Annotated in this window: 22 protein-coding genes; 18 read left to right on the forward strand and 4 right to left on the reverse strand. The window is 65.3% G+C overall.

The window, feature by feature from the left end; all coding sequences use genetic code 11:
- Nucleotides 1–12: 12 nt before the first annotated feature.
- From RID11_RS19705 to RID11_RS19725, 5 genes are all read left to right on the forward strand, one after another.
- Nucleotides 13–1,302, forward strand: coding sequence for a glycosyltransferase family 4 protein (locus tag RID11_RS19705; protein WP_350141995.1), 1,290 nt, complete (start codon nucleotides 13–15; stop codon nucleotides 1,300–1,302).
- Nucleotides 1,299–3,293, forward strand: a complete 1,995-nt coding sequence (locus RID11_RS19710; RefSeq protein ID WP_350141996.1) for an acyltransferase family protein — start codon at nucleotides 1,299–1,301, stop codon at nucleotides 3,291–3,293. Before RID11_RS19705 ends, RID11_RS19710 begins: the two co-directional genes overlap by 4 nt.
- Entirely contained in the window at nucleotides 3,290–4,867 is a 1,578-nt protein-coding gene (locus RID11_RS19715) for a GMC oxidoreductase (RefSeq protein WP_350141997.1), read from the forward strand. Before RID11_RS19710 ends, RID11_RS19715 begins: the two co-directional genes overlap by 4 nt.
- Complete coding sequence (locus RID11_RS19720) at nucleotides 4,864–5,625, forward strand: SDR family oxidoreductase (protein ID WP_350141998.1); 762 nt, start codon at nucleotides 4,864–4,866, stop codon at nucleotides 5,623–5,625. The genes RID11_RS19715 and RID11_RS19720 overlap by 4 nt, the downstream gene beginning before the upstream one ends.
- Before the next feature lie 233 nt (nucleotides 5,626–5,858).
- Entirely contained in the window at nucleotides 5,859–6,452 is a 594-nt protein-coding gene (locus tag RID11_RS19725; protein WP_350141999.1) for a hypothetical protein, read from the forward strand.
- A 96-nt stretch (nucleotides 6,453–6,548) separates the two neighbouring features.
- Here the strand turns inward: RID11_RS19725 and RID11_RS19730 are convergent, their stop codons facing one another.
- Complete coding sequence (locus RID11_RS19730) at nucleotides 6,549–7,436, reverse strand: IS1595 family transposase (protein ID WP_350142000.1); 888 nt, start codon at nucleotides 7,434–7,436, stop codon at nucleotides 6,549–6,551.
- Nucleotides 7,437–7,573: 137 nt separating this feature from the next.
- Here RID11_RS19730 and RID11_RS19735 point away from each other — a divergent pair, with 137 nt between their 5' ends.
- Genes RID11_RS19735 through RID11_RS19750 form a run of 4 tightly spaced genes read left to right on the forward strand, consistent with a single transcriptional unit; the run spans nucleotide 7,574 to nucleotide 11,460 of the window.
- Nucleotides 7,574–8,536, forward strand: a complete 963-nt coding sequence (locus RID11_RS19735; protein WP_350142001.1) for a metal ABC transporter solute-binding protein, Zn/Mn family — start codon at nucleotides 7,574–7,576, stop codon at nucleotides 8,534–8,536.
- A 2-nt stretch (nucleotides 8,537–8,538) separates the two neighbouring features.
- The gene (locus RID11_RS19740; protein ID WP_350142002.1) at nucleotides 8,539–9,324 is read left to right on the forward strand and encodes a metal ABC transporter ATP-binding protein; all 786 of its coding nucleotides are present in this window, start codon (nucleotides 8,539–8,541) and stop codon (nucleotides 9,322–9,324) included.
- 4 nt (nucleotides 9,325–9,328) lie between these two features.
- The gene (locus RID11_RS19745; RefSeq protein ID WP_350142003.1) at nucleotides 9,329–10,528 is read left to right on the forward strand and encodes a metal ABC transporter permease; all 1,200 of its coding nucleotides are present in this window, start codon (nucleotides 9,329–9,331) and stop codon (nucleotides 10,526–10,528) included.
- Entirely contained in the window at nucleotides 10,528–11,460 is a 933-nt protein-coding gene (locus tag RID11_RS19750) for a metal ABC transporter permease (RefSeq protein WP_350142004.1), read from the forward strand. Before RID11_RS19745 ends, RID11_RS19750 begins: the two co-directional genes overlap by 1 nt.
- On the opposite strand, the gene RID11_RS19755 is transcribed toward RID11_RS19750, so the two are convergent.
- Nucleotides 11,453–13,759: a DNA topoisomerase IV subunit A gene (locus RID11_RS19755; protein WP_350142005.1), complete on the reverse strand. Its 2,307-nt coding sequence runs from the start codon at nucleotides 13,757–13,759 to the stop codon at nucleotides 11,453–11,455. The genes RID11_RS19750 and RID11_RS19755 overlap by 8 nt on opposite strands.
- Nucleotides 13,760–13,918: 159 nt before the next feature.
- On the opposite strand from RID11_RS19755, the gene RID11_RS19760 reads away from it, so the two are divergent.
- The 6 genes from RID11_RS19760 (at nucleotide 13,919) to RID11_RS19785 (ending at nucleotide 18,250) form a co-directional block, all read left to right on the forward strand.
- The gene (locus RID11_RS19760) at nucleotides 13,919–14,566 is read left to right on the forward strand and encodes an SH3 domain-containing protein (RefSeq protein ID WP_350142006.1); all 648 of its coding nucleotides are present in this window, start codon (nucleotides 13,919–13,921) and stop codon (nucleotides 14,564–14,566) included.
- 38 nt (nucleotides 14,567–14,604) lie between these two features.
- Nucleotides 14,605–15,432, forward strand: a complete 828-nt coding sequence (locus RID11_RS19765) for an SDR family oxidoreductase (RefSeq protein WP_350142007.1) — start codon at nucleotides 14,605–14,607, stop codon at nucleotides 15,430–15,432.
- Nucleotides 15,433–15,534: 102 nt separating this feature from the next.
- Nucleotides 15,535–15,741: a twin transmembrane helix small protein gene (locus RID11_RS19770; protein WP_350142008.1), complete on the forward strand. Its 207-nt coding sequence runs from the start codon at nucleotides 15,535–15,537 to the stop codon at nucleotides 15,739–15,741.
- Between the two features lie 4 nt (nucleotides 15,742–15,745).
- Entirely contained in the window at nucleotides 15,746–16,318 is a 573-nt protein-coding gene (locus RID11_RS19775) for a cob(I)yrinic acid a,c-diamide adenosyltransferase (RefSeq protein ID WP_350142009.1), read from the forward strand.
- 247 nt (nucleotides 16,319–16,565) lie between these two features.
- On the forward strand, nucleotides 16,566–17,324 hold the full coding sequence (locus tag RID11_RS19780; protein ID WP_350142010.1) for an electron transfer flavoprotein subunit beta/FixA family protein: 759 nt from the start codon (nucleotides 16,566–16,568) through the stop codon (nucleotides 17,322–17,324).
- Entirely contained in the window at nucleotides 17,324–18,250 is a 927-nt protein-coding gene (locus RID11_RS19785; protein WP_350142012.1) for an electron transfer flavoprotein subunit alpha/FixB family protein, read from the forward strand. Before RID11_RS19780 ends, RID11_RS19785 begins: the two co-directional genes overlap by 1 nt.
- Nucleotides 18,251–18,304: 54 nt before the next feature.
- Here RID11_RS19785 and RID11_RS19790 read toward each other — a convergent pair whose 3' ends face one another.
- Nucleotides 18,305–19,138, reverse strand: coding sequence for a DUF6473 family protein (locus RID11_RS19790; RefSeq protein WP_350142014.1), 834 nt, complete (start codon nucleotides 19,136–19,138; stop codon nucleotides 18,305–18,307).
- A 163-nt stretch (nucleotides 19,139–19,301) separates the two neighbouring features.
- Between RID11_RS19790 and RID11_RS19795 the strand changes: the two genes are divergently transcribed.
- Entirely contained in the window at nucleotides 19,302–20,177 is an 876-nt protein-coding gene (locus RID11_RS19795; protein ID WP_350142016.1) for a 3-hydroxybutyryl-CoA dehydrogenase, read from the forward strand.
- A gap of 268 nt (nucleotides 20,178–20,445) precedes the next feature.
- On the opposite strand, the gene RID11_RS19800 is transcribed toward RID11_RS19795, so the two are convergent.
- Nucleotides 20,446–21,807, reverse strand: coding sequence for a cytochrome P450 (locus RID11_RS19800; protein WP_350142018.1), 1,362 nt, complete (start codon nucleotides 21,805–21,807; stop codon nucleotides 20,446–20,448).
- A gap of 120 nt (nucleotides 21,808–21,927) precedes the next feature.
- Here RID11_RS19800 and RID11_RS19805 point away from each other — a divergent pair, with 120 nt between their 5' ends.
- Nucleotides 21,928–22,656, forward strand: a complete 729-nt coding sequence (locus tag RID11_RS19805; protein WP_350142020.1) for a hypothetical protein — start codon at nucleotides 21,928–21,930, stop codon at nucleotides 22,654–22,656.
- 147 nt (nucleotides 22,657–22,803) lie between these two features.
- Nucleotides 22,804–22,936, forward strand: a 133-nt coding sequence (locus tag RID11_RS19810) for a GTP-binding protein (protein ID WP_350141012.1), incomplete at its 3' end; no start/stop codon positions are given.

Here is a 22,936-nt window from a genome sequence, read left to right on the forward strand (position 1 = left end):
GAGAGGCCGCGCATGAGCAAACCCCGCGTTCTGGCCATTGCCGAGGCGGCCAATCCCGAATGGGTGAGCGTGCCGCTGGTCGGCTGGTCGCTGGCCACCGCCCTGCGCGAGGTGGCCGATGTGCATATCGTCACGCAGGTGCGCAACCGCGATGCGTTCCTGCGCGCCGGGCTCATTGAGGGCCGCGATTTCACCGCTATCGATTCCGAGGCTTTGGCGCGCCCGATGTGGAAGCTGGGCGAGCGGCTTCGGATGGGGCAGGGCAAGGGCTGGACGATGGTGCAGGCGATCAATGCGCTGAGCTATCCGTGGTTCGAGCATCTGGTCTGGCGGCAGTTTGGGGCGCAGATCCGGGCCGGGGCCTATGACATCGTGCATCGCATCACGCCACTCAGCCCGACGATTTCCTCGTCATTGGCGGGGAAATGTTCGCGGGCGGGGGTGCCGTTCATCCTCGGGCCGCTCAATGGCGGGGTGCCCTGGCCCAAGGGGTTCGATGCAGAGCGGCGGCAGGAGCGCGAATTCCTGAGCTACCTGCGCGGGGCCTACAAGGCGCTGCCGGGGCGTGGGGCGACGTTGCGCCATGCGGCGGCGATATTGGCCGGGTCGCGGCACACGCTGGGGGAAATGCCGGGATGGGCGCAGGAGAAGGCCGTTTACCTGCCCGAGAATGCGATTGATCCGACGCGGTTCGGGGGCGTGATCGCGCCTGCATCGGGTGGCCCGTTGCGCGCCGGGTTTGTCGGGCGGCTGGTGCCCTACAAGGGGCCGGACATGCTGATCGAGGCGGCGGCGGGGCTGATGCGCGCGGGGCGGCTGCATCTCGATATCGTCGGCGACGGGCCGATGATGGGGGCGTTGCGCGCGCAGGCCGAGGGGTTGGGCGTGGCCGGGGCCGTGACGTTTCACGGCTGGCTGGGGCATCAGCGCGTAAGGGACGTGCTGGGGGCCTGTCACCTCTTCGCCTTCCCGTCGATCCGTGAATTCGGTGGCGGCGTCGTGCTGGAGGCGATGGCGCTGGGCGTGCCGCCGCTTATCGTCGATTATGCCGGGCCGGGGGAATTGGTGGACGCGGCACGCGGGACCAAGGTGCCGATTGGCACGCGGCCCGAGATCATCGCGGGTTTCGCCGCGGCGCTTGACCGGCTGACGCAGGACCGCGCCGCGCTGGCCGCCACCGGGCAGGCGGGGCGCGCCTGGGTGATGGAGCATGCCACATGGGCCGCCAAGGCGCAGCAGGTGCGCGCGGTCTATGATGCAGTGCTGTCGGGCGGGCCCTTGCCGGAGGTGTTCCCGTCGTGAGCGCCGCAATCGCCTACCGCCCCGAGATCGACGGCCTGCGCGCCATCGCGGTGCTGTCGGTTGTGCTCTATCATTTCGGGCTGCCGGGGATTTCGGGCGGCTTTGCTGGCGTCGATGTGTTCTTCGTGATCTCGGGCTTCCTGATCGGCGGCATCCTCTGGGACGATATCCGCGAGACCGGACGCATCCGCCTTGCGCGGTTCTACCTGAGGCGCATCCGGCGGCTGGCCCCGGCCTATTTCGCGATGGCGGGGCTGACACTGGTGATGGGCTGGCTGATCCTGTTGCCGTTCGAGTTTCGGGAATTCGGCAAGTCGCTGATTGCCGCGACGGTGTACCTCTCGAACATCCATTTCCACCGCGAGGCGGGGTATTTCGACGGGCTGTCCGAGGAAAAGCCGCTGCTGCACACCTGGTCGCTGGCGGTGGAGGAGCAGTTTTATATCGTGCTGCCCTTCCTGATGCTGGCGCTGTTGCGCTGGCGGGCGTCGGTGCCGATGATCGTTGCCGGGATCGCGCTGCTGTCGCTGGTGGCCTGCATCTGGCTGACACGGTCGATGCCCTCGGCGGCGTTCTACCTCTTTCCGTTCCGCGCGTGGGAATTGCTGGCGGGTGTGCTGCTGGCCATGGCGGGGCGCGAGGGCGGCTGGCGCTATGCGCTGCATCCGGCGCTGTCATGGGGAGGGCTGGCGCTCATCCTCGGCTCGGTCCTGTTCATCCGCGCCGAGGGCTTTCCCGGCTGGCAGGCTCTGGGGCCGGTCCTTGGCACGGTGCTGATCCTGTTGAACGGGCGCGAGGCGAACCCGGTCAACCGCGCGCTGGCGCATCCGGGGCCGGTGTTCATCGGGCTGATTTCCTATTCGCTCTATCTCTGGCACTGGCCGGTTTTCGTGCTGTCGTCCTATTGGCGCGGTGGCTATGGCGGGCCGGTCGAGACGGCGGGCTGGCTGGTGCTTGCGTTGGTGCTGTCGGTGCTGTCGTGGCGCTATGTGGAGCGGCCCGTGCGCAGGATGCGGGGCGGCAATCGCGTGCTGGTGGGCGGCACGGGTCTGGCCTCGGCCGGGCTGCTGGTCTTGGGCGCGGTGCTGTGGCGCGGTGATGGCTTGCCCGCGCGCTTCCCGCCTGAGCATGCCACGCATATCGCGGCCTCGGGCGATTTCAATCAGGACTGGTCGCGCTGCACCGTGCCGGGCAGCGGCCCGCTTGCGGGGGTGGAAACCTGCCCCATCGGCCCCGAGGGCGCGCCGCAGGTGCTGATCTGGGGTGACAGCCATTTGCGCGCCATGAAAGAGGGGCTGGAGGTGGCGGCGTGGCTGGCCGAGCGCCCGGCGCTGATCCTCTGGCATGCCGGGTGCCCGCCGCTCTTTGGAGTGTCCAAGACCGAGACTGCGGCGACGCCCGCGCAGGATGCGGCCTGCACCGAGGCCAACCGCGTGATCCGAGACGGGGTGGCGCGGATCGAGAGCCTTGAGACGCTGCTGCTGGTGGGGCGCTGGAATTACTATGCAGAAGGGCAGGGCGTCGGGCGGGACGCGCATAACCGGATCACGCTCGCGCCGCTGCCTGATAGTCTGCTGCCACAGGGCCCGCAGCATACGCTGTTCAACGCGGCGCTGACCCGGACGCTGGCCGAACTCGCGCCGCAGTTTGCCCGCATCTATGTCCTGCGCCAACCGCCCGAACTGCCGGATTACGACTCGCGCACAGTGGCGCGGGCGCTGGTGCATGGGCGTGACGTGGCCGAGGCGGTGCTGCGTGTCCCGCGCACCGAGGCGGAGGCGCGGGCGGCGCGGGCCGAGGCACCGCTTCGGGCGCTTGATACTGCCGGGGTGATCAAGGTGATCGACCCCTGGCCGAGGCTCTGCGATGACGCATCCTGTTCCGTCATGCAGGGCGGCGCGGCGCTCTATTTCGACAACAACCACCTGACCAATCGCGGGGCCATCGCGCTCAGCGATCTGTTCGCGCCGGTGTTCGAGGGGGCGGAATGAGCAGCGATATCCGCGACAACCTGTGGGATGTGATCGTGATCGGCGCCGGTATGGGCGGCGGGATCATCGGGCGCAGGCTGGCCGAGCGCGGCCTCAAGGTGCTGTTCGTCGAGAAGGGTCCGCAGGGGTATCGCGCCGAGCGGCAGGGGCTGAACCCCGAGATGGGCGACCCGGTGGCGCGGCAGCTGCGCGGCTATTGGCCGGGACCGGTCCGGACGCGGATCGACGGGCGCGCGTCGGAGTTTTTCGGCCCCATCGGCGCGGGGGTGGGCGGATCGTCGGTCTTCTACGCCGCCACGCTGGAGCGGCCCGAGCGGCATGATCTGGAGCCTGTCGAGGGCCGCCCGCACCCCACCGGCGGCTGGCCGGTGGGCTTTGATGCGATGCGCGATTGGTACGCTGAGGCCGAGCAATTGCTGCATGTCTGCGGCGAGGCCGATCCGCTCTCGCCCGAACCCGCCGATCCGCTGGCAGCACCGCCGCCCTTGTCCGGCGTGGACCGGGCCTTGATGCACTCCCTGCGCGGGGCGGGGCTGCATCCTTACCGGCTGCATTCCGCGATCCGCTATCTGGAGGGCTGCGAGGATTGTCTGGGGCGCAAATGCCCGCGCGCCTGCAAGATGGACGGACGCTCGGCCGGGGTGGAGCCGGCGCTGGCCACCGGGCGCGCGGCGCTGCTGGCGGACTGTGGAGTGCGCAGGCTGTGCGGCACTGCGGATCACGTCAGCCATATCGAGGTTGCGCGGGGCGGCGAGACATTTGAGCTGCGCGCGCGACAATTCGTGCTGGCGGGCGGCGCGCTCGGCTCGCCGCGCCTGCTGCTGGCCTCGGCATCCGAGGCGTGGCCCGAGGGCTGCGCCAATGGCAGCGGGCTGGTCGGGCGCAACCTGATGTTCCACCTCAACGAGATTTTCGCGCTCTGGCCGCCACGCGGCACGCCGCAAGACGGCCCCGGCAAGGCGATCTCCTTGCGCGATTTCTATCACTGGCAGGGGCAGCGGTTCGGCACCGTGCAGGCGCTGGGGATCGCGGCGGGCTATGGCGAGATCGTGCATGCGCTGAACGGTATGTTCGACCGCTCGGCGCTGCGCAACCTGCGCGCGCTGCGGCATCTGACGCGCCTGCCTGCGGCGGTGGCGGCGCGGCTCTTGGGGCGGGCGCAGGTGTTTGTCGGGCTGATGGAGGATATGGGCTATCCCGAAAACCGGGTGACATGGGACGCGCGCGCGCCCGAAGCGATTGATATCGACTATACGCTCAACCCAGAGCTTTTGGCCCGCCGCCGCGCCTTTCGTCGGGCGATCAAGGCAGGGCTGCGCGGGCATCGCGCGTTCTTCCTGACCCACGCGCCGGAGTTGAATTTCGGCCATCCCTGCGGCACGCTGCGCATGGGCGACGATCCGGCGACAAGCGTTCTGGATGCGGCGTGCCGGGCGCATGGCATCGGCAATCTCTACGCGGCGGATGCGTCCTTCATGCCCTCCTCGATGGGGGTGAACCCGAGCCTGACCATCGCCGCCAACGCGCTGCGGGTGGCCGAGGGGATGGTGCGGCGACGGGAGGGGCAGGAATGACGCTGACGGACGAGATTGCGGTCGTAACCGGGGCAGGCGGCGGCCTGGGCCGCGCGCTGGCGCTGGAACTGGCGGCGCGGGGGATGCGCGTGGCCGCCCTCGGGCGCAGCGCGGATGGCGTGGAGGAAACCGCCGCGATAGGGCCCGAGAAGCAGATCCTGCCGGTGGTGGCGGATGTGGCAGACGCAGCGGCCGTGCGAGAGGCGTTCGCGCAGCTGGCGGAGGTGGGGCCGGTCACGGTGCTGATCAACAACGCCGCCGTCTATCCGCGCCGCGATTTCCTCGACGAGAGCGGCGAGAGTTTTGCCGAGACGGTCGCGATCAACCTTGGCGGCATGGTCAATTGCACCCGCGCCGCGCTTGACGGGATGGTCGAGGTCGGGCGGGGCCGGATCGTCAACGTCTCGACCTTTGCCGATATCGCGCCGCTGCCCGCCTCTTCGGCCTATGCGGTGTCCAAGGGCGCGGGACGCATTTTCAGCCGCGCGCTGGTGGCCGATCTGGCGGACCGGTTTCCGGGGATCGTGATCAATGATTGGATGCCGGGGATGCTGGCCACGCGGATGGGGATCGCACAGGGGCTCGATCCGGCGCAGGCGGCGCGGTGGGGGGCGGCGCTGGCGCTTTGGGACGATCCGGCGCTCAACGGGGCGGTGTTCGAGATGGATCGTGAGATCCTGCCGCCGCGCGGTTTGAAAGGCCGGATCAAGGATGCGGTGTTGATGCGCAGGCGGCGGGCGCGGGTGATCGAGGTTTAGCCCGGGCCCCACTTAGTTGGGGTTTATCCCCTCTGCATACGTTATTTCTGGACTCGCATCAGGAGTCGTGAAATGATTAGTGTATGGAATTTAAGCACAAGCAATCTTGGCTCCATAGGTCATGGATCGACACTCTTTCCTTCTGGGGCGGGGCTAGAAATATCATTCTCAGCTTCATTGCGCTACCGTTCGTCGGCTTCTTGCTACATGCGCGGCGCGATGGGGGCGCGGCTATGAGCGAAGAGTTCAGTGTTTGGCTTGTCTATGGCCTTCAAGCGGGCGGTTTGATATTTTTTTCAGTTCTTTTTTGGAATACTGTAACTTGCCCTTTTAGACAGCGGGATGAAGCTCGATCCGCACTAAGGCACTTAGCAGACCTTCCACCCTTGGCCGACCGTCTTGACGAATTAGCGAAGGAAATCGGCGGGTTTTCAAGAGATTTCCAGCTTTCACGGCCCTCTGCCAATGACCACCTGAACTATGTTTCCCCCAGCATGAGAGACAAGGTAGACATGGGTGGTCAATCAAACATGGTGATCGGGTCAGATGCAGACGAATTTCAAGTCAGAATGATCCGAAATGCTCAAAATGAAAGAATGAACCACGAGATAGCGCACTTAGACAAATTCCATACCAAACATGGCGGGATGGCCCTATCTCGACTGCGAAAAGCAGCGGAAATCGGAGCGATATCTAAAGACACCTTTGCCAAGTTTGAAAGCGCAATGCAGCAGAACTATCTAGGGAACGCTGATGCGCTTTTCAAAATGGCGCAGGGGCTATGTGAAGAAGCTGCGGTAAGCCTGCGAGAAATGGAGAATTCATGACTACCTTACGCGATGCCCGTGAGGGCAAACTTGACAAGTTCATCAAGGAACACGAGGCCGATCCAGATGGCGACCTCGACAAGCTGGATGATGTGATCAAACGTCCAACTCAGGAAAGCGGGAAAGAAGCTCCTCCAACATCGTCTCAGGACGCATCCGACGATTGAAGCGATACTCAAATTCCTTGGCGTAGTTCTCAAGGTATTTGGGCGAAACGCTGATATGCGTGCCCTGAATTGAGCATTTCAGGTGCCGCCAAAAGTTCTCGACCGCGTTCACGGTTTCGCCATTCTTGCCAACATACTTGCCGGACGCTTTCTTGTTGATCCGGTGCAGATCGTAGCCGCTCTGGCCAATAAAATCGTAGCTGGTGAGCATGTCAGCGTGAACCTCGCTGCCCTTTTGGATTGATTGTTCAATCACCGGCAAGATGTATTCGCGCTTCATGTTGGGAACGACCTTCACCAGAGCGTCACCGCCCCGCTCGACCATGCCCATGATAATCGTCTTGTTGCTCGTGCCACGTCCAACGCTCTTGCCGGTTTGACTGCCACCAACATAGGTTTCGTCAATCTCAACAATCTTGCCTTCGCCGCCCAAGGGCGTCTCACCGTCCACAGCGGCCATATGCTCACGAATGAGCCGCGCCATGCGCCATGCGGTCTTGTAGGTAACACCAAGCTGGCGCTGCAATTCCTTGCCGCTCACGCCGTGCTTGGACGTGGTGAACAGGAAGATCGCATAGAACCAGAGTTGCAGCGGCGTGCGGCTCTTTTCAAAGATGCTGCCAACCATCGGGTGAACGTGGTGGCCGCACCACTGGCACGAATAGGCTTGCTCTGATTGCAGGCGGTACCACTTGGCGGCGCGCTCGCACTTGGGGCAGACATGGCCCTGACCGAAACGCACGTTGAACAAATGTTCAAGGCACGCATCATCGGTGGGGAACTGCTGGAAGAATTGGCGAACGTTTGTCTGTTTCATGCACTTTAGATAGGTTTTCGCCTACCGTATGTCAAGGGGATACACCCCACTTAGTTTGAGAATGATTTGCAATCTCCTTGACTATTTTGCGAGTCAGTCTCATATTCAATTGCAGTTTCAGCCAATGGAGGAGCCGAATGTCGTTGCATCGTCGTCATGTTCTGGGCCTTGCTGCCGGGGCCTTGGTCTGGGCCGGGGGCGCGCAGGCGCAGGCGGGCAAGGTATCGGTCGTGGCGACCACTGGCATGATTGCCGATGCCGCGCGTATCGTGGGCGGTGATCTGGTTGAGGTGCGCGGGCTGATGGGGCCGGGGATCGATCCGCATTCCTACCGGCAGACGCGCAGCGATATCGTGGCGCTCACCCGCGCTGACGTGGTGCTGTGGCACGGGCTCTATCTCGAGGCGCAGATGGAGGAGTTCCTGCTCAAGCTGGCAAAGCGGCAACCGGTCGTCGCCGTGGGCGAGGCGGTGCCGCAAGAGGCCCGCATCGGCCACGAGGATTACGAGGGCCGCTTTGACCCGCATGTCTGGATGGTGCCCGATCTGTGGCTGCCGGTGGTGGACCGGGTGGCACAGGCGCTGAGCGATCTGCGCCCCGAAGACAGCGCCCTCTTCGAGGCCAACGCGCAGGCCTACAAGGATGAAATCACGGCGCTTGGGTCTTACGCCGAGGGGGTTCTTGCCTCGGTGCCTGACCCCGCCCGCGTGCTGGTCACCGCGCATGACGCGTTCGGTTATTTCGGGCGCGCCTATGGGTACGAGGTCGAGGGCATTCAGGGCATTTCCACCGAGAGCGAGGCCGGTCTGGCGCGTATCCGCGATCTTGTCGATCTGCTGGTCGCGCGCGACATCAAGGCGGTGTTCGTTGAAAGCACCGTGTCGGATCGCAACGTGCGCGCCCTGATCGAAGGGGCAGCGGCGCAGGGCCACGAGGTGCGCGTCGGCGGTGAGCTTTTCTCGGACGCGATGGGTGTGCCGGGCAGCTACGAGGGCACCTATCTGGGCATGATCGACCACAACATGACCACCATCGCGCGCGCCCTTGGCGGCAGCGCGCCCGAGCGGGGCCGTCTGGGCCGTCTGGCGGCGGGGAGTTGAGCATGGCACTGGAACTTGTCGGGTCTGCCCCGCAGAAACACGATGATCTGCCGCTCTCGATCCGGGGACTGACGGTTTCCTATGGTGAGAAACCGGCGGTGTTTTCCGTCGATGTCGGTTTTCAGCCCGGTCAGATGACGGCGATTGTCGGCCCCAACGGGGCGGGCAAATCGACGCTGCTAAAGGCCGCGCTTGGTATCGTTACGCCGCTGTCGGGGCAGGTGCGCTGTCATGGTCGCCCGCTCGCGGAGATGCGCGCGCGCATCGCCTATGTGCCGCAGCGCGCCAGCGTGGACTGGGATTTCCCGGCGCGGGTGCTCGATGTGGTGCTGATGGGGCTCTACCGCGATCTCGGGCTCTTGGGCCGCATCCGGGGCCAGCACCGCGCACGCGCGATGGAGTGTCTGGAGCGCGTTGGGATGGAAGGCTTTGCCGCCCGCCAGATCGGCCAGCTTTCGGGTGGTCAGCAACAGCGGGTGTTTCTTGCCCGCGCGCTGGCGCAGGGGGCCGATCTCTACCTGCTGGATGAGCCCTTTGCCGGGGTCGATGCCGCCACCGAAAAGGCGATCATCACCGTGCTCAAGGATCTCAAGGCCGAGGGCGCGACCGTGGTTGCCGTGCATCACGATCTGGCCACGGTGCCCGACTATTTCGACCGGGTCTTCCTGATCAACACCACGGCGATTGCCGAAGGGCCGGTGGCCGAGGTCTTTACGCCCGAGAACCTGCAAACCGCCTATGGCGGGCGCTTGGCGCTTGCCCAGATGGGCGGCGCGGCGGCGGGGTGAGGGCATGCTCTGGCAGGCGCTGACGCTGCAACTTGGTTATAACGCCACGCTGGTCACCCTTGGGGCCGCGATGCTGGGCATGGCGGCGGGGGCCACGGGCACGTTCCTTTACCTGTCGAAACGCGCGCTGGTCAGCGACGCGATCAGCCATGCCACCTTGCCTGGCGTCGTCCTGGGCTTCATGGCGATGGTGGCCATGGGAAGCGACGGGCGCTTTCTGCCGGGGCTGATGCTGGGATCGGCGCTGTCGGCGGGCCTCGGGTTGCTGGTTGTGACATGGCTCACCACCCGCACGCGTCTGGCCGAGGATGCGGCCATCGGCGCGGTATTGTCGGTGTTTTTCGGCTTTGGTGTCGTGCTGCTGACGGTGGTGCAGGTGATGGATGCGGGCCGTCAGGCAGGGCTGGAGACCTTTCTGCTGGGGGCCACGGCGGGGATGCTGTGGAACGAGGCGATGCTGATCGCGGGCGGCGGCGCGCTGGTGCTGGCGCTTGTGGTGCTGTTGCGCCGCCCGATGACCCTCGTGGCGTTTGATCCGGGTTATGCCATGGGGCAGGGGATCAGCCTGCGCGCGGTGGAACTGGTGATGATGGGGCTGGCGCTGGGCATCACGGTGGTGGGGCTCAAGGTGGTGGGGCTGGTGCTGATCGTGGCGCTGCTGATCATTCCGCCCGTCGCCGCGCGCTTCTGGTCCGAGCGCGTGGGCGCGGTGGTGGCCATCGCCGGGCTGATCGGCGGGCTGTCGGGCTATGCCGGTGCGGCGATTTCGGCCACCGCCCCGGCGCTGCCCACCGGGCCGATCATCGTGCTGACGGGGTTCGTGCTTTTCGTGCTGTCGCTGCTGCTGGCGCCGGGGCGCGGTGTGCTGGCGGCGGCGCTGCGGCACTTGCGGTTTCAACGGCGGGTCCATCTGCGGCAGGGGCTCTTGGCGCTGGCCACCGGGCAGCCGGTCTACGAGCCGCTGACCCTGCGCCTGATGCGCCGCGCCGGGCTGGTGCGCGCCGATGGGGTCGCCACCGAGGCGGGCCGGGCGATGGCGGCGCGCGCGCGGCTGGATGAGCGCCGCTGGCAGATCCTGCGCAGTGATCCGCAATTCGAGGCGGCGGCGGCGCGCTACGACGGCCTGACCCCGCTGGAAGAGGTGCTGACCGCCGATCAGATCGCGGCGGTCGATCAGGGGCTGCGGCCCGAGGGGGCGGTGTGATGGGGGCGGATTTCGTCATGCTCTCGCTGACCCCGCTGCTGATCGGGGTCGCGGCGGCGGTGGCCTGCGCGCTGCCGGGCAATTTTCTGTTGCTGCGCCGTCAGGCCCTGATCGGTGACGCGATCAGCCATGTCGTGCTGCCGGGCATCGTCGTGGCCTTTTTGCTGACCGGTGTCGTGGCGGCGCTGCCGATGATGCTGGGTGCGGGTGCTGCGGCGCTGGTCGCGGTGGTGCTGATCGAACTGATCCGCCGTCTGGGCCGGATCGAGCCGGGCGCGGCGATGGGCGTGGTCTTTACCGCGATGTTCGCGGGCGGCGTGCTGCTGCTGGAACAAAGCGCCACCTCGGGCGTGCATCTGGACGTGCAGCATGCGCTTTACGGCAACCTCGAAAGCCTGATCTGGCTTGACGGCTATGGCTGGGCGGCGCTCCTCGACCCGGCCGCCCTGCGCGCGCTGCCGCCGGAACTGCCGCGCATGGCGGCGGTGATGCTGGGCGTGGTGGTCTTTGCCGCCGTAATGTGGCGCGCGCTGGTTATCGCCACCTTCGACGAGGGATTCGCACGCAGCATGGGGCTGCCGGTGCAGGCGCTTAGCCTGTCGCTGATCGTGGTGGCGGCGATTGCGGCGGTGGCGGCGTTCGATGCGGTTGGTTCGATCATCGTGATCGCGATGTTCATCTGCCCGCCCGCAGCGGCGCGGATGAAGACCAACCGGATGGGCGCGCAGGTGGCGTGGAGCGTGGGCTTTGCCGTGATCTCGGCGGTGCTGGGCTATGTGTTGGCGGGTTATGGCCCGTTGTGGCTGGGCTACGATAACGCGGTGAGTGCCGCGGGCATGATCGCGACGGTATCGGGCGTGATCCTGGGGCTTGCGGCATTGGCCGGACCGTGCCGGACCGGCGGCAATGCGCAGGCGAGCGTGCTCAGGTAAAGCGGTTGTCGCGGGGGAAGCCGCGTGGTGCCATGCGACCGGAGCTGGCGCGTTTGGCCCGCCATTCGGTCAGGTCGGTCTCGGTGCGCGTGCGCCCCGCCGGATCGCGCCAGCTGAGGCCCTCGGAGAGGGTGAAGGTGGTGGCATCCGACAGCCCGCCATCCTTGTATTTCTGCAGCCGAACGCCCTTGCCGCGCGTCAGTTCCGGCAATTCGTCGAGCGGGAAGACCAGCACCTTGCGGTTTTCGCCGACGCAGGCGACGTGATCGCCGGTCACCGGGCGGCAGACCTGTGCCTGCGCGGGCGCGCGCAGGTTTAGCACCTGCTTGCCGCTGCGGGTCTGGGCGACGATCTCGTCCTCGGGCACGACAAAGCCGTCTCCGGCAGAGGAGGCCACCAGAAGCTTGCGCCCCGGCTTGTGAATGAGCAGATCGACGATCCCGGCCTCGTTGGGCAGATCGACGATCAGGCGCAGCGGTTCGCCCATGCCGCGCCCGCCGGGCAGGTTGGCCGCCGAGAGCGTGTAGAACCGGCCATTGCTGCCGAAGACGAGGATACGGTCCGTCGTTTCGGCGTGGAACATGAAGCGCGGGGCGTCGCCGTCCTTGAACTTCAACTCGCGGTTCAGGTCGATATGTCCGGTGAGGGCGCGAATCCAGCCCATCTGGCTGCAGACCACGGTGATCGGCTCGCGGTCGATCATCGCCTCGAGCGGCACCTCTTCGATCTTGCCCGCCTCGGCGAATTGCGTGCGGCGGGCGCCGATCGGGTGATCCTTGCCGAAGGTCTTTTTCACCTCGCGCAGTTGGTCCGCAACCGCCGCCCATTGCAGGGACACGTCGTCGAGCAGGTCTTCGAGCCCGGCACGTTCCTCCATCAGCGCGTCGCGCTCGCGTTTGAGCTCCATTTCCTCAAGCCGGCGCAAGGAGCGCAGGCGCATGTTGAGAATGGCCTCGGTCTGCACCTCCGACAGCCCCTCCTCATCGCTGGGGGCTGGGGGTACGTAATCGGCCTCGGAGGTGGCGCGCACGAATGTGCGGCCCCAATCCTCGCGCATCAGCGCCGCTTTGGGGTCGTCATCATAGCGGATGATGTCGATTACCCGGTCGAGGTTGAGGAAGGCGACGATCAGCCCTTCGAGCACCTCGAGCCGATGGTCGATCTTGTCCATCCGGTGCTGCGAACGGCGCAGCAGCACCTCCTGCCGGAAATCGAGGAAGGCGCGCAGCACCTCCTTGAGCGAGCAGACGCGCGGCGTCACCCCGTCGACCAGCACGTTCATGTTGAGCGAAAAGCGCAGTTCCAGGTCGGAATTGCGGTACATCAGCCCCATCAGAACCTCTGGATCGACATTCTTCGAGCGCGGCTCGAGAATTAGGCGCACGTCGTCGGTGCTTTCGTCGCGGACATCGGCGAGCACGGGGATCTTGCGGGTCTGGATCAGTTCGGCGATGCGCTCGATCAGCTTGGATTTCTGCACCTGATAGGGAATTTCGGTGACCACGATCTGCCATTGGCCGCGGCCAAGATCCTCGACCTCCCATTTGCAGCGCAGGCGGAACGCGCCGCGCCCGGTGCGGTAGGCCTGCGCGATGCTCTCGGGCGGCTCCACGATAACGCCGCCGGTGGGGAAATCGGGGCCGGGAATGTAGTTCAGCAGCGTGTCGTCGCGCGCATCGGGCGTTTTGATCAAATGGATGCAGGCGTCGATCAGTTCGGCGATGTTATGCGGCGGGATGTTGGTGGCCATGCCGACGGCAATCCCCGACGATCCATTGGCCAGCAAGTTCGGAAAGGCGGCGGGCAGCACCACCGGTTCGCGCAGGGTGCCGTCATAGTTGTCGCGGTAATCGACCGCATCCTCGGCAAGGCCGTCGAGCAGCGCCTCGGCAAAGGGGGTCATCCGCGCCTCGGTGTAGCGCGAGGCGGCGGGGTTGTCGCCGTCGATATTGCCGAAATTGCCCTGCCCGTCGACGAGCGGATAGCGCACCGCGAAATCCTGCGCGAGGCGGGCCATGGCGTCATAGATCGCGGCATCGCCATGCGGGTGATAGTTGCCCATCACGTCGCCCGAGATCTTGGCGGATTTGCGGAACCCGCCGGAGCTGGAGAGTCTGAGTTCGCGCATCGCGTAGAGGATGCGGCGGTGCACCGGCTTCAACCCGTCGCGCGCATCGGGCAAGGCGCGGTGCATGATCGTCGAGAGCGCATAGGTCAGGTAGCGGTCGCCGATGGCGCGGCGCAGCGGCTCTGACGTCGCTTCGGGCATCATGTTGGGGTCGTCGATCAAATCACTCATGGATGTGGTGATATCGCCGCCGCGATGCACCGTAAAGCGGGGATCGGGGCAGGAGGCGCAAACTTTCCTGATTTTCCCCGTCGCGGCAACGCGCGAATCGGCTATTATGACTTAGCTGCCAAGCTTTTTGACATGTGTGTGTAATTCGGGGGATGCGCGATGTGGCGCTTTATTTTGCTGAGCTTTGTTTTCCTGGGGTGGGGATTTTACGAGATGAGTGGCGGGGCGGACTATCGTCCCTCGGCCAACTCCATTCAGATGCGGGCGAAGCTCGACAATCAACGACCGAAACCGCGCCCGCTGCGGGTGAACGTGATCGAGATCGCGCAGGACGGCTTGCCGCGCCCCGACACGCGGGTGACGCGCACGGTCACCTCGCTGCATGATCTGGGCCTGACCATGGGACAGCGGGTGGAAGTGACACTCGCCTCGGCGGCGGAGGGCGATGTGTCCCGGCCCTCCGCCGCCGTCGAAAATGCCGAACCTGATCTTGCCGGGCCCGAGGCCCCCGAGATCACGGTGCCGACCGTGACCGTTGTGCGCAGCGAAGCGCCCATCGGCGTGGCAGAGCCCGATGACACTGTGTCGTCATTCGCGCCGGTGGCCGAGACGCGCCGTGTTGCGGGCACATCCGTCAACCTGCGCACCGGGCCGGGCACCGCCTTTGGCGCGATCACCAGCCTTGCACGCGGGACCGAGGTGATCGTGCTGCGTGATCCGGGCAATGGCTGGACCAAGCTGCGGGTGGCCGGTACGGGGCGCATCGGCTGGATGGCGGACCGGCTGTTGACGGTGGCCTCTGACTAGGCTTGCGTTGCGGGCGGGGACCGGTCACAAACCCCGCCATGAGCGAGAAAACGATCCTGATCACCGGATGCTCGTCGGGCATCGGATATGACGCGGCGCATGGGTTGCGGGCGCGGGGCTGGCGGGTGTTTGCCGCCTGCCGCGCCGAGGCCGATTGCGACCGGCTGCGCGGCGAGGGGTTCGAGGCCCCGCGCATCGACTATGAGGACGAGGCCAGCATCGCGGAGGGTCTCGCCGAGGTGCTCGAGGCCACGGGCGGGCGGCTTGATGCGCTGTTCAACAACGGAGCATATGCCGTGCCCGGCCCGGTCGAGGATGTGCCGACAGAGGCGTTACGCACGATTTTTCAGGCTAACTTGATCGGCTGGCATGATCTGACGCGGCAAGTTATTCCGGTGATGCGCGCTCAGGGACATGGCCGGATCGTGCAATGCTCGTCGGTGCTGGGTCTCGTGGCGATGAAATGGCGCGGTGCCTATGTTGCGACCAAGTTTGCCCTGGAGGGGCTGAGCGATTCGATGCGGATGGAGCTGTCGGGGACCGGGATAGAGGTGTCGATCCTTGATCCAGGGCCGATCGAGACGGCCTTTCGCCAGAATGCGATCAAGCAGTTCGAGAAGTGGATCGACTGGGAAAACTCGGTTCGCGTGGAGGAATATCGCGCCGATCTTTTGACTCAGCTTTACGAGGGCAGCAGCAAGGGGCCGCAATGGCCCGCCGGGGCGGTTACGAAGAAACTTGTGCATGCGCTCGAGGCCGCGCGCCCGAAGCCGCGCTATTATGTGACCACGCCGACCTATGTGATGGGCGTGCTGCGTCGCGTTCTGCCTGCGCGCGCGCTTGACTGGGTGTTGTCGAAGGGCTGAGCCGTGCGGCTGTTCGGGCGGCCCGCGTCACATTTTCTCTTTCGCTTTTGGCCGCGCCCCGCCTAGATGTGCCCCACGTGACCGACTCGGAAAGGACGCCTTATGTGGAAAGACCCGTTATTCCTGCTTGTGGCTGCGGGCTGTGCCGTCGTGGCGATCATCCTTATTCGCGGCATCTCCACCTTCGGCAAGGAGGGTGTGGAGAATGCCAAGCGGTCCAACAAGTACATGCGGTGGCGGCTGATCGCGCAGTTCGTGGCCATCGTTCTCATTCTGATTTTCGTCTATTTCCGCAGGCAGGGAGGCTGAGCCGATGGTGGTTCTCAACAAGATTTACACGCGCACCGGGGACGCGGGCGAGACCGCGCTGGGCAATGGCACACGGGTGGCCAAGCATTCGGCGCGGGTGACGGCCTATGGTACGGTCGATGAGCTGAACGCGACGCTGGGCCTCGCGCGGTTGCATGCCTCTGGCGAGACCGACGCGGCGCTGGCGCGGATTCAGAACGATCTGTTCGATCTGGGGGCCGATCTGTGCCGCCCGGACATGGAAAAGGACGAAGAGGCCGAATATCCGGTCCTGCGCATGGTGCCCGCGCAGGTCGACCGGCTCGAGGCCGAGATCGACGCGATGAACAAGCATCTGGAGCCGCTGCGCAGTTTCATCCTGCCCGGCGGCAGTGCGCTCTCGGCGCATCTGCATCTCTGCCGCACCGTGTCGCGCCGGGCTGAGCGGCTGACGGTCGAACTGTCGGCGCTGGAACACGTCAATGATGCGGCCGTGCGCTATCTCAATCGGCTGAGCGACTGGTTCTTTGTCGCCGCCCGGATGGCCAATGACGGCGGCAAGGAGGATGTGCTGTGGGTTCCGGGCGCGAACCGCTGACAGCGGCGGGGCGTCCTGTGGACGGCCCGGCGACCGGAAGGGCGGAGCCCCGGAGTGTCGCTCGGGCGCGAACCGCTGAAACACTCCTGCAACGATCCTGTCGTGAAAAGCCCAAAACGCGACGTCGCCGGGCTCTGACGTGACGATTTTACCCTGTTTTGTCGCGTCCTGACCCGGTATCAACGCGCGAGACGAATGAGACGAAGAGTCGGACCGGCTCTTCACCACTTTAAGGGAGACCATGCCAATGAAGGTTCTAGTGCCTGTCAAACGCGTGATCGACTATAACGTGAAGGTTCGCGTCAAGGCGGACGGAAGCGGTGTCGATCTTGCCAATGTGAAGATGTCGATGAACCCGTTCGACGAGATCGCCGTCGAAGAGGCGATTCGCCTGAAAGAGGCGGGCAAGGCCGACGAGGTGATCGCCGTCTCCATCGGCGTGAAGCAGGCGCAGGAAACGCTGCGCACCGCGTTGGCCATGGGCGCGGATCGCGCGATCCTCGTGGTCGCTGCCGACGATGTGCATCAGGATATCGAGCCCCTGTCGGTGGCGAAAATTCTGGCGAAGATCGTCGAAGAAGAGCAGCCCGGCCTCGTGCTCTGCGGCAAGCAGGCGATCGACAATGACATGAACGCCACCGGGCAGATGCTCTCGGCGCTGCTGGGCTGGAGCCAGGCGACGTTTGCCTCGAAGCTGGAGATCGAGGGCGACAGCGCGCTGGTCACCCGCGAGGTCGATGGCGGGTTGCAGACGATCAAGGTGGGCATGCCCGCAATCGTCACGGTCGATCTGCGTCTCAACGAGCCGCGCTATGCAAGCCTTCCCAACATCATGAAGGCGAAGAAAAAGCCGCTCGATGAGAAAACCGCCGCCGATTACGGCGTGGACGTGACACCGCGTCTGGAAGTCACCGGCACGGCAGAGCCCGAGGCCCGCAAGGCCGGCGAAATCGTGGGCTCGGTCGATGAGCTTGTTGCGAAACTCAAGGAAGCGGGGGCCGTCTGATGTCTGTACTTCTTCTTGCCGAAGTCACCGATGGTGAACTCAATCTCGACGCGACCTCGAAGGCCGTGGCGGCCTCTGCAAAGCTGGGTGATGTGACGGTGCTCTGCGCCGGGGCCTCTGCTGCGGCGGCGGGCGAGGCGGCGGCCAAGATCGCCGGTGTCGCCAAGGTGCTGGTGGCCGAGGATGCCTCGCTCGGGCATCGCTTGGCCGAGCCGACGGCGGCGCTGCTGGTCAGCCTCGCGGGGGATTACGAGCATATCGTCGCCCCGGCTACGACAGATGCCAAGAACGTGCTGCCGCGCGTCGCCGCACTTCTCGATGTGATGGTGATCTCCGACGCCTCGGGCGTGGTGGATTCCGATACGTTCGAGCGGCCGATCTATGCCGGCAATGCGATCCAGACAGTGAAATCGCGCGATGCCAAGAAGGTCATCAGCTTCCGCACCTCGACGTTTGACGCGGCGGGCGAACAGGCGGCGGCCCCGGTCGAGACCATCTCGGCGGCGGACAATCCCGGCCTGAGCGAATGGGTCGAGGACAAGGTGGCTGCAAGCGATCGCCCCGAACTGACCTCGGCGGGCGTCGTGGTCTCGGGCGGTCGCGGCGTCGGCAGCCAGGACGATTTCGCGCTGATCGAGAAGCTGGCCGACAAGCTGGGTGCTGCCGTGGGCGCAAGCCGTGCCGCGGTCGATTCGGGCTATGCGCCGAATGACTGGCAGGTTGGCCAGACCGGCAAGGTGGTCGCCCCCGATCTCTATGTCGCCGTCGGCATTTCGGGTGCGATCCAGCATCTGGCGGGGATGAAAGACAGCAAGATCATTGTCGCGATCAACAAGGACGAAGAGGCGCCGATCTTTCAGGTGGCCGATTACGGCCTCGTCGCGGATCTCTTCACTGCCCTGCCGGAACTGACCGAAAAACTGTGATCCGGTCAGGTGATTGACATACGAAACCCGCGCCAGGCTCTGGCGCGGGTTTTTTCATGCCTCGGTCAGCGCGCGCAGGGCGGGCAGCAAGGCCTGCGCCGCCTCGGCATGGGCAAGGGGACCGGGCAGGTCGGCGGCGGCACTTTCCTCCATCGGTGAGAATCGCATGCCGCGCGTGCCCAGCTCGCGCGCGGTCTTGCTGATCACCACCTGCGTCAGATGGGCGGCGCGCGGGCGGATGGCGCGCATCATCGCGAGGCTCACGAAGGCCGGATCGTCGCAGATCTCCGTGGAATTCGGATTCGCCCCGGGGGCGTGATTGGCCAACCACAACAGGATGACGGGCCGGTCGATCCGGGCCATCAGGCGCTGCATCCGGTCGATCCAGATATCCTGCAGGCTGTCGCGCAACAGCGTGAAACGCTCCGGCGCAAGCGAGGCAAGCCGCCGCATCATGTGGCGGGTGAAGTGGAACTCGGTAAAGTCCACCTCTGGATAGAGACGGCGGAGCCGGGTGTGGGCGCTGACAAAGCGGTCGTTGCGGCGCGGATGCACGTCGTAATAGGGGTTCGACAGGTTCATCGCGCAGGGCACCTGCAGAACCACGGCCGAGGCCCCGCGTGCGAAATCCAGAAATTCCGCGTTGCGCAGAAAAACGTCAGGCCCGGCATTGGGCAGGCCGAAATTGACGCAAGGCAGGCCGAGATCCTCCTCAAGCCGTGCAGGCCACGGCCGGTCAAGGAACTTGCCATGCGTTTCGGTGCCGCCCAGACAGGCGACATAATCGCCCGAAAGATCACGCGCCGGTCCGCGAAATGTAAGTTTCGATGTGCCGTATCGCACAGGCTTGTAGTCAAGGGGCGTGCGCCCCAAGCGTTCGAAGACCATCGGTCCCACCCCTTATATCAAGTCACCCGGACGCAGGATTTTCCGATTCCCGTTTCCATTCCCTTAAACGTCGAATTCGCGGATAAGTTTAGGCACCTGCGGCCCTTGCGGCCCGGCCCTGCTGGGGCCTATGCTGGCGCGGCAAAACCACGAGGATCGGGCGATGGAAATCAGGACAATCGGCGTTGTCGGCGCGGGGCAGATGGGCAACGGGATCGCGCATGTCATGGCGCTGGCGGGCTATGACGTGGCGCTGAACGACATCAGCCGCGAGGCGCTCGACAAGGCGATGGCGACGATCCGCAAGAACCTTGATCGGCAGGTGAGCCGGGAAAAGATCACCCAAGAGGAACTCGAGGCGGCGCTGGCACGGATCACCACCACGCAGACCCTGACCGATCTGGGTCCGAGCGACCTGATCATCGAGGCCGCGACCGAGCGCGAGGCCGTGAAACAGGCGATCTTCGACGAGTTGCTGCCGCATCTGGCGCCGCAGACGATCCTGACGTCGAACACCTCGTCGATCTCGATCACCCGGCTGGCGAGCCGCACCGACCGGCCCGAGAAATTCATGGGATTTCATTTCATGAACCCGGTGCCGGTGATGCAACTGGTGGAACTGATCCGTGGCATCGCCACCGACAAGGACACGTTCGAGGCCTGCCGCGCGGTGGTGGACAAACTGGGCAAGACGGCGGCCAGCGCCGAGGATTTCCCGGCCTACATCGTCAACCGCATCCTGATGCCGATGATCAATGAGGCGGTCTATACGCTTTACGAGGGGGTGGGCAATGTGCAGTCCATCGACCAGTCGCTGAAGCTGGGGGCCAACCATCCGATGGGACCGCTGGAACTGGCGGATTTCATCGGGCTCGATACCTGTCTGGCGATCATGAACGTGCTGCATGACGGGCTGGCGGATACCAAGTACCGGCCCTGTCCGCTGTTGACCAAGTATGTCGAGGCGGGCTGGCTGGGCCGCAAGGCCGGGCGCGGGTTCTACGACTATCGCGGCGAGGAGCCGGTGCCGACGCGGTGAGGGCAGGGGTGGTCTGGAGCGGACATTCGATTGAAGTACCCTGCGCGAAACGCGGCCGAAGGCCGCCGCGCATCGTCATGCCAGAGGCATGCCTTCGGCATGACGCCGCCCCCCGGCGCGGCGATTTGGCTGCAACCTGCTCTGTGCTCTGATGTTTTTCGGGCTTGGCTGATATAAAGCGCTACAAAACTGACGTTGGATCGCCACACCGCGGCACGACGATGCGCGGCTCACAGCAACGTCAGCTTCATGCCATCCCTGCAGCCACTCACACCGCCTCGGCCATCAGCCAGACGCCGCCTTCGGGGCGCAGCGTGAGGATCATCACCGGGGCCGGATCGCGCCTGGGCACGGGGGTGAAGCGAAAGCGTGACAGCAGCGTGGCAAGGACGATCACCGCCTCTTGCAGCGCGAAGCTGGCCCCGATGCAGATGCGCGGCCCGTCGCCGAAGGGCAGGTAGCTGTAGCGCGGGGTGTTTTTGCGGTCGGCAAAGCGATCGGGATTGAAGGCATCGGGGGCCTTCCAGAGCAGGTGATTGCGGTGCAGAGCATAGATCGGGATCATCACCGTATCGCCGGGCCTGATCTCGCGCCCGCAGAGCCTATCCGCCGCCAGCGCGGTGCGCGAGATCAGGCCAGCAGGCGGATAAAGCCGCAGCGCCTCGTCGATGATCTGGCGGATGAAGGGCAGGCGGGCCACGTCCGCGCCGGTGGCGGCGCGGCCCTCTAGCACCGCTTGCGCCTCGGCGCGGGCGCGGTCCTGCACGCCCTGATCATAGGCACAGAGGTAGAGTGACCAGCCGAGCGCGAGGGCGGTCGTCTCATGGCCCGCCACGATGAAGGTCAGCAGGTTGTCGCGCAGTTCCGGCGTGCTCATCCGGCGTTTGGTCTCGGGGTCCTCGCCGTCGAGCAGCAGGTCGAGCAGGTCGGGCATCTCGCCGGGCCCGCGCGCGCGGCGCGCCTCGACCGCCTCATCGGCCACGTGTTTCATCTCGGCCACGGCGCTGCCCGACATCACCCGCGCCGGGCGCGGCACCCAGTCGGGCAGGCCGAGGATGTCGAACAGCGAGAGCCGCCCCGCCTCGGCGATATAGGCGTCGATGCCGCGATGCACCGCGTCGACATCGAACATGCCATCGCCCGAAAAGGTCACGTCGGCGATCACGTCGAAGGTGGTGCGCACCATGTCGGCGGCCATGTCGATGGCGCGCGGCCCGGCCCCGGCGACACGCTCGGCGCTGCGTTCAGCCGCCGCCGTCATCACCGGTGCGAGGTTCATCACGTTGCGATGCGAGAATGCCGGTGCTGCGGTGCGCCGCTGCCAGCGCCAATGCGCGCCCTCGGCGATGAAGAGCGACTCGCCGATGGCCGGGCGCAACAGGTTCTTGGTGACCAGCGATTTGGGGTAATTGTCGAGGTTTTCCAGCAGCATGCTCCGGATCGCATCCGGGTCCATCACCATGTGCCAGCGCTTGGCGGTGCGCCCCGAGACCATCGGCTGACGGGTCGCGATCTCGGGGATGATCGACAGCACGTTGCGCCGCGCCGCGCGCAATGATCCCAGCACGCCCAGGGGTTCGGTGACAAGCGGGACGCGGACGGGCGGGCGGGTGATCTGGCTCTGTGGCATGGGGCACCTTTGCGCGAGTGCTTCAGATATAGGGTGACGGCCCGATCCGGGCGAATGATTGCGTGCCGCCCCGCTCTGGGGTATTGCGGCGCGAGTTTGCCTAGTCCGGGATGATACGGAATGACGCGTTTGCTTGCCCTACTGGGGCTTATCTTCATCACCGCCTGCACCAATCCGAATGATCTGGATGAGGCGCCTGCCTATCTTGGCAATTTCCAGCTGGGGCACAATGTTGTCGTCGCTCCGAACCTGACCAAGGGCCCGGCATCGCGTGAGGCCTCGCAAGAAGAGTGGATCGCCGCCGTGACCGAGGCGATGACCGACCGGTTCACCCGCTATCAGGGCTCGAAACTCTATCATCTGGGTGTCAGCATCGAGGGATATGTGCTGGCCGTGCCGGGGGTGCCGGTCGTGGCCTCGCCGAAATCGGCGCTGATCCTGCATGTCACGGCATGGGACGATGCCGCTGGAAAGAAGCTCAACCCCGAGCCGCACATGGTCACCGTGCTAGAGAGCATCTCTGGCGCGACCTTCCTCGGGTCCGGTTTGACCCAGAGCAAGGAGGTCCAGCTCGAAAACCTGAGCCGCAATGCCGCCAAGCAGATCGAGACCTGGCTGGTGCGTCAGAACCAGAAATTCGGCTGGTTCGAGGATGACGGTGTGCCCGCGTCGGAAAAGAGCGATGACGAGTTGACCCGCACGGCGCCCGCCGCCGATGAGCCACCCGCCGCAGGTGAGGCCGCAGCGCTTGTCGAGAGCGGCGACGCGCCGCTTACCCCGGCAGAGCAGGCCACTGCCGCGGTCGAGATCATCGAAGAGCCCGATGTCGCACCGCGCGTGATCGAATGATCCGCAGCCGCCGCTCAGGCCGCCCGTGCCGCGCGCGGGCAGGCGTGGGCGAGGTTGGGCTTGATTTTCTCGTTCAGACTCAATAAACGGCGCGCGGAGCAACAATCGGGCCGCGACGGCCCCCCAACTGACAAGGCGCCCACGACCATGGCAAAGGAAAAGTTTGACCGTTCGAAACCGCATGTGAACATCGGCACGATCGGGCATGTGGACCACGGCAAGACGACGCTGACGGCGGCGATCACGAAGTATTTCGGGGATTTCCGGGCCTATGACCAGA

Origin of the sequence: Roseovarius sp. (assembly GCF_040219995.1) — a bacterium.
In the GTDB taxonomy this organism is placed as follows: domain Bacteria; phylum Pseudomonadota; class Alphaproteobacteria; order Rhodobacterales; family Rhodobacteraceae; genus Roseovarius.

Coding starts and splice junctions, on each gene's coding strand:
- RID11_RS19720 (WP_350141998.1), top strand. CDS start 4,864: ATGACGCTGACGGACGAGATTGCGGTCGTAACCGGGGCAGGCGGCGGC.
- RID11_RS19780 (WP_350142010.1), top strand. CDS start 16,566: ATGAAGGTTCTAGTGCCTGTCAAACGCGTGATCGACTATAACGTGAAG.
- RID11_RS19790 (WP_350142014.1), bottom strand. CDS start 19,138: ATGGTCTTCGAACGCTTGGGGCGCACGCCCCTTGACTACAAGCCTGTG.
- RID11_RS19740 (WP_350142002.1), top strand. CDS start 8,539: ATGGCACTGGAACTTGTCGGGTCTGCCCCGCAGAAACACGATGATCTG.
- RID11_RS19760 (WP_350142006.1), top strand. CDS start 13,919: ATGTGGCGCTTTATTTTGCTGAGCTTTGTTTTCCTGGGGTGGGGATTT.
- RID11_RS19705 (WP_350141995.1), top strand. CDS start 13: ATGAGCAAACCCCGCGTTCTGGCCATTGCCGAGGCGGCCAATCCCGAA.
- RID11_RS19805 (WP_350142020.1), top strand. CDS start 21,928: ATGACGCGTTTGCTTGCCCTACTGGGGCTTATCTTCATCACCGCCTGC.
- RID11_RS19795 (WP_350142016.1), top strand. CDS start 19,302: ATGGAAATCAGGACAATCGGCGTTGTCGGCGCGGGGCAGATGGGCAAC.
- RID11_RS19725 (WP_350141999.1), top strand. CDS start 5,859: ATGAGCGAAGAGTTCAGTGTTTGGCTTGTCTATGGCCTTCAAGCGGGC.
- RID11_RS19800 (WP_350142018.1), bottom strand. CDS start 21,807: ATGCCACAGAGCCAGATCACCCGCCCGCCCGTCCGCGTCCCGCTTGTC.
- RID11_RS19745 (WP_350142003.1), top strand. CDS start 9,329: ATGCTCTGGCAGGCGCTGACGCTGCAACTTGGTTATAACGCCACGCTG.
- RID11_RS19755 (WP_350142005.1), bottom strand. CDS start 13,759: ATGAGTGATTTGATCGACGACCCCAACATGATGCCCGAAGCGACGTCA.
- RID11_RS19785 (WP_350142012.1), top strand. CDS start 17,324: ATGTCTGTACTTCTTCTTGCCGAAGTCACCGATGGTGAACTCAATCTC.
- RID11_RS19735 (WP_350142001.1), top strand. CDS start 7,574: ATGTCGTTGCATCGTCGTCATGTTCTGGGCCTTGCTGCCGGGGCCTTG.
- RID11_RS19770 (WP_350142008.1), top strand. CDS start 15,535: ATGTGGAAAGACCCGTTATTCCTGCTTGTGGCTGCGGGCTGTGCCGTC.
- RID11_RS19715 (WP_350141997.1), top strand. CDS start 3,290: ATGAGCAGCGATATCCGCGACAACCTGTGGGATGTGATCGTGATCGGC.
- RID11_RS19775 (WP_350142009.1), top strand. CDS start 15,746: ATGGTGGTTCTCAACAAGATTTACACGCGCACCGGGGACGCGGGCGAG.
- RID11_RS19765 (WP_350142007.1), top strand. CDS start 14,605: ATGAGCGAGAAAACGATCCTGATCACCGGATGCTCGTCGGGCATCGGA.
- RID11_RS19730 (WP_350142000.1), bottom strand. CDS start 7,436: ATGAAACAGACAAACGTTCGCCAATTCTTCCAGCAGTTCCCCACCGAT.
- RID11_RS19750 (WP_350142004.1), top strand. CDS start 10,528: ATGGGGGCGGATTTCGTCATGCTCTCGCTGACCCCGCTGCTGATCGGG.